Source organism: Novosphingobium sp. CCH12-A3, assembly GCF_001556015.1.
GTDB classification, from domain to species: Bacteria; Pseudomonadota; Alphaproteobacteria; order Sphingomonadales; family Sphingomonadaceae; genus Novosphingobium; species Novosphingobium subterraneum.
In genome coordinates, this window is record NZ_LSIA01000186.1 from 1 (window position 1) to 3,734 (window position 3,734).

A 3,734-nucleotide genomic window follows, 5' to 3' on the forward strand; every position below is an offset into this window, starting at 1 on the left:
AAGAACATACCGTTCAATGGTGCGTCAGGCACGGTGCAGACTGTCCAGATAAGGCGATCAGTTCCTCGGCCGCATAGGCCGACGTGCCGAAACGCCCCTTGAGATCGCGCGCCAGACGGCTGTCATGGCCTGACCAATGCGAGTTATGCCGATATCGGCATAAGTCGCATAATGCCGTAACTCGGACTATGCCGCATGGTGTTGGCCAAGACCTTGTTTCCCAGCCATTCGCCATGCGGCACTTCGGCATAATCAGAGCCCTTCGAGGAACGTGAGGAGTTGATCGTCGGGCTGGAACCGGCCTGTCGGCACATCCGGTGCGGCGACGCGCGCGAGTGCCTTTTCTTTCAAGCGCATGTCGGCGTGGATGTAGACCTGCGTCGTTTCGACCGATTCATGACCGAGCCACAGCGCGATCACGGCCTGATCGACACCGTGGTGGAGCAGGTCCATCGCCGTACTGTGGCGCAGCGTATGCGGTGTGACCCGTTTTGCGCCGATGCTTGGGCATGTGCGCGATGCCGTCAGGCAATGCTTGCGCACCAGATGTTCGAGCGCGTCTCGGCTCAGCCGTTCGCCACGGATTGATGGGAACATTGGCAGATCGCTGTCGCCACGATCGCCGATCCACGCCTTCAGGATTTTGGCCGTTTCCCGCCTGATCGGTGTGGACCGTTCCTTTCGTCCCTTGCCCATGCAACGAACGTGTGCACCGGTGCCAAGTACGACGTCCCTGTTTCGCAAGCTGATCAGTTCCGATGCCCTGAGGCCTGTCTGCACCGCGAGCAGCAGCAAGGCATGATCGCGCTTTCCCGCCCATGTCGAGCGATCCGGCGCCGCCAGCAGGGCGGCGATCTCGCTCGCATCGAGGAACGTGACCGCACGCTTTACATAGCGCTTGTTGGGCATCGCGAGGATGCGTTGGCAGTGCAGCATCCATGTGGGGTCGGTCATCGCGACGTAGCGGAAGAACGAACGGATTGCGGCGAGCCTGGTATTGCGGCTGCGGGCGCAGTTGCCACGCGCCGCTTCGGTGTGGGCGAGGAAGTCGCCAACCAGATCAACGTCGATATCTTCGACTGTGATAGCGACCGGTGGCTTGCCTAGTCGTGCGCCGGCATAGCGCAGCAACAAGCGGAACGTGTCGCGATAGCTCGCGATGGTATGACGGCTTGCTTCCATCTGGACGCACAGCCGCGCAGTGAAGAAGCGCTGGATCAATGCAGGCAAAGTCGTGGCTGTCATTGCTCCACCTCCCTGCCAAGGCGAGTGGCACGCGCAATTGCCAGCTCCAGCAGTTCCGGCACGGCCTCGATGTACCAGAACGTGTGATCGGGGTTGGCATGGCCAAGCCAGGTCGTCAGCCTGATCATTTCCCGCGCCGGAGTCTTGCCCGTGCGGTACCAGTCGATCATGGTGCGCACCGCGAAGGTGTGACGAAGGTCGTGTATGCGTGGTCCTTTTCCGTGCCGCTTGAACCGAGAGTATTCCCGCAATCCGATTGTTCGACTTACTCGTGCGAAGCTGGCTCGTGTCGACCATTCGCTGAGCCGGTCGCCGTTACATCTTACAAAGAAGGGGGTAGATGCTCGACCAAGCAGCCGATTGCGTTCTGTTGTGTAGGCGATCAACCGGCCCACTACGGTAGGATCGAGTGGTAGCAGGCGCTCCTTTCCCAGCTTGCCATGCCGGACACGCAGCACTCCAGTTGCTGTATCAAGGTCGTCGGTATCCAGCGCCAGCGCCTCGCTGATCCTGAGCCCCGTGACAGCGACCAGGCCGAAGAAGGTCGAACATGTCAGCCCGCGCATCCCATAGATGGAAGGCAATTCGCTGGCCGCTGCGATAATGTTCCCGATTTCAGCTTTGCTGTAGATGTATGGCCGTTTGCGCATTGTGCGATCCGGCAACAACCCGCGCGGCGGCGCTTCATGTGCCGGATCGACGCTGCTCAACCAAAGAGCAAACAACCGCACCATACCGAGCCGAGCGGACCGCGTGGATGACCCGGCAGCAGGTTGGCTTGCGTCCCAGCGCAGGAACAGGGCGGTATCGATATGCTGGACACCGACATCGTCGGTAAAGCGGACAAAGCGGCGTAGCACCCGTTCGGAAGTCCTGAGATCATAGCCGAGGCTACGGCGAACCGCGAGATAGCGGTCAAGCTGGCTGGCGAGGCTCATTGTGCACCTCCTGTGACTGGCCAGGGCTGCGCAATGGATCGCAAGCCTTCGATATCAAGCCGGGCGTAAATCATAGTGGAACTGCGCGACCGGTGGCGCAGCATGTCGCCGACCTCGTCGAGTGAAGCGCCACGATTTATGAGTTGCGTAGCAAGGCTGTGGCGTAGAACATGCGATCCCACATAGGGCGTGGCAGGCTTCTGACCGGTCGCATCGAGCGCATCCTTGATGATGGCATTGACGATCTGGCTATCTTTGAATGGTCGATGCGGTGCGCGCTGGGTAACGAACAAGGCCCGACAGTCAGTCGGTCCGCGTTCCTCCCTCAGGTACCGGCTTAGAGCTTCGCCGACCTCGGCGGTGATCGGCACACGGTCATGCAACTTGCCTTTGCCGCGCACCATCAGTTCGCCTGAGCGCCAGTCGATATCGCCAAGTTCGATCCTGATGATTTCCGGCGCACGCAGCCCGAGCCGCGCCATGATCAGGAGCATCGCATAATCGCGAACGCCGTGCCGGGGATTGCGTCGAACCCAGTCGAGCACGGCTTCGACGCCACTGGAAGACAGATGGCGGGGAAGGCGCTTGTCTCGAGCCATCGCTGCTCTGGGCACACTAAGTGCAAGATTGGTCGCGGTCATGCCTCGAGCGAACAGGTACTGGAAGAACGTGCGCAGATGCGTCACTGCACTCTTGTCCCGGTAAGGCCGCCCACGCGACAGCAGGTGTTGAACGAACCCGACGGCGTCAACGGGTCGAAGGCCTGTCAGATCGATCATGTCCGCACCGAAGCGGTGGTCCATGAAGCGGTCAGCAAAGCGCAGCGTGTGATAGATGCTGCGCGGACTGAGTCCTCGCTGTTTGGTGAGATAGATTTCGAAGTCGGCCAGCAGTTCGCCGCGGACGACCTCGGCGGGAGTCGGTGCAACCGGCCTGGCAACACCGATCTCGATCAGGTGCGCAGCGAACTTACGGCCCAGGCTGTAAAGACGGATCGTCCCTGTGCTTTCCGGCTCAGCCATCCGACCCAGCTTTTCCGCAAGATCAGGCGTCAAGGCCGATGGCGCGACGCTGGCTTCTTCCATTGCCAGTCCAAGTCTGCGGAACAGATTCCGGTATCCCCTGATCGTTTCGGGCTTGTAATTCGCTGCGGCAAAGCTGCGCATGAAGCTGTCGAGGTACGGCTCAATGCAGGTGTCGGTGATTTTCGTCATGGTTTTCGTGCTCCATAGGGTTGGAGCACGATCCGGGCCTTGTCGTCGTCCTGACTGCAAGATTATCAGCAGTTTTGGTTTCGGATATTCGGGGCGGGTATGAAGCAGAAGAGGACCAAGCATCCCGGCGATGCAGCCGTAAAGGCGTTGATCGAGAAGTACGACTGCCCTGTGCCATTCCACGAAGTGCGCACTCGGTTCCTGGGTAACATCGCAACCCCGGAGCTATCGACCTCGCCCTTGCAAATGATCCAGGATTTGTGGGGTGGCGAGCTGCCCGTTTTCGACAATCTATGGACGCCTCCCGCCGCAAGATGATTCTGATCGGTACAGTTGG

At 60.1% G+C, this 3,734-nt stretch carries 3 protein-coding genes and 1 pseudogene; all 4 read right to left on the reverse strand.

Annotated features, from left to right (window positions below; translation table 11 throughout):
• Positions 1 to 13: 13 nt before the first annotated feature.
• Positions 14 to 139: pseudogene (locus AX703_RS27970) on the reverse strand (zincin-like metallopeptidase domain-containing protein); the annotation flags it as partial.
• A 113-nt stretch (positions 140 to 252) separates the two neighbouring features.
• Positions 253 to 1,245, reverse strand: a complete 993-nt coding sequence (locus tag AX703_RS14425; protein ID WP_062345049.1) for a tyrosine-type recombinase/integrase — start codon at positions 1,243 to 1,245, stop codon at positions 253 to 255.
• Positions 1,242 to 2,183, reverse strand: coding sequence for a tyrosine-type recombinase/integrase (locus tag AX703_RS14430; protein ID WP_062345051.1), 942 nt, complete (start codon positions 2,181 to 2,183; stop codon positions 1,242 to 1,244). Before AX703_RS14430 ends, AX703_RS14425 begins: the two co-directional genes overlap by 4 nt.
• Positions 2,180 to 3,580, reverse strand: a complete 1,401-nt coding sequence (locus tag AX703_RS14435; RefSeq protein WP_231735552.1) for a tyrosine-type recombinase/integrase — start codon at positions 3,578 to 3,580, stop codon at positions 2,180 to 2,182. Before AX703_RS14435 ends, AX703_RS14430 begins: the two co-directional genes overlap by 4 nt.
• Positions 3,581 to 3,734: the final 154 nt, after the last annotated feature.

What these genes read in the sequence shown, in the direction of transcription:
- AX703_RS14425 (WP_062345049.1), bottom strand. Translation starts at nt 1,245, where the DNA reads ATGACAGCCACGACTTTGCCTGCATTGATCCAGCGCTTCTTCACTGCG.
- AX703_RS14430 (WP_062345051.1), bottom strand. Translation starts at nt 2,183, where the DNA reads ATGAGCCTCGCCAGCCAGCTTGACCGCTATCTCGCGGTTCGCCGTAGC.